At 51.8% G+C, this 1,260-nt stretch carries 1 protein-coding gene; it reads left to right on the top strand.

Going from position 1 to position 1,260, the window contains the following annotated elements; all coding sequences use genetic code 11:
• Positions 1–74 precede the first annotated feature (74 nt).
• Positions 75–1,252 (top strand): IS3 family transposase gene (locus BN1117_RS18970; RefSeq protein WP_425283260.1). Its coding sequence is split into 2 segments (ribosomal slippage): positions 75–333 and positions 333–1,252, totalling 1,179 coding nucleotides; the frame shifts between segments, so codons are not numbered across the junction.
• The last annotated feature ends 8 nt before the right edge of the window (positions 1,253–1,260 follow it).

The raw sequence follows: 1,260 nt of genomic DNA on the forward strand, positions 1-1,260 counted from the left end.
TGTAGTGGCATAGTGAATTTGGCCACCTGATTAAGCGACGTGATAGGATCACGCCATCAACGACAGGTGAGAAAATGACCGAAAAGAAGAGACCCACTTTCAGCGCCGAGTTCAAGCTTGAAGCGGCCAAATTGGTTATCGAGCGCAGTTACAGCATTCCTGAAGCCGCCAAGGCGATGGGCGTTAGTGAGAGCGCCATGCGGGCATGGGTAAACCAACTCAAAAGTGAAATGCAGGGGAAAACACCCAAAGCATCCCCATTGACCCCAGAACAACAAAAAATTCGTGAATTAGAAAAGAAAATCAAACAGATAGAAGAAGAAAATCAGATTTTAAAAAAGGCTACCGCTCTCTTGATGTCGGACTCCCTGTACAATTCTCGCTAGTCGAGAAATTCAAGAAGAGCTTTAGCATTAAGCGTATCTGCGAGACGTTCGGGATCCATCGCAGCAGTTACAAATATTGGGCTGGCCGGCCCCGGCTCATCAGCACTGAGCGCGTCAAACTACAGGCTGAGGTTCGCAAAGCTCACAATCAAAGCAACGGCTCTGCCGGAGCCAGAAGCATCGCCGGTATCGTCACGAAGCGGGGGATAGCGCTGAGTCGTTATCGTGCCACCAAGTTGATGAAGGAGCTTGGATTGGTGAGTTGTCAGCAACTCAGCCATAGCTACAAAAAGGCCGCACAAGAGCACCCTGCGATTGCGAACCAGCTGGATAGACAATTTGCGGTGACGGCGCCAAATCAGGTGTGGTGCGGCGATGTCACCTATATTTGGACCGGCAAGCAGTGGGCATACCTCGCAGTTGTACTCGATTTGTTTGCCCGCAAACCAGTGGGGTGGGCCATGTCGTTGTCGCCCGATAGTGAGTTGACCTGCAAGGCATTGACCATGGCATTTGAGTCCAGGGGACGGCCCCAGGGAGTGATGTTCCACTCCGATCAGGGCAGCCACTACACCAGTCGCAGGTTCAGGCAGCAACTCTGGCGTTATCAACTCACCCAGAGCATGAGCCGCCGCGGTAACTGTTGGGACAATGCGCCAATGGAGAGGCTGTTTAGAAGCCTGAAATCGGAATGGGTGCCGAGAACTGGCTACCAGAGTATTAACGAAGCCGAACAGGCGATCACAGAGTATCTAGTGGGCTATTACAGCCAGGTAAGGCCTCATAGCTACAATGGTGGGTTAACCCCAAACGAATCCGAGCAGATGTTCTGGGCGGCACACAAAACCGTGGCCAATTTTTCTTGACCACTACA

The sequence above is a fragment of the Aeromonas australiensis genome (genome assembly GCF_000819725.1).
In the GTDB taxonomy this organism is placed as follows: Bacteria; Pseudomonadota; Gammaproteobacteria; order Enterobacterales; family Aeromonadaceae; genus Aeromonas; species Aeromonas australiensis.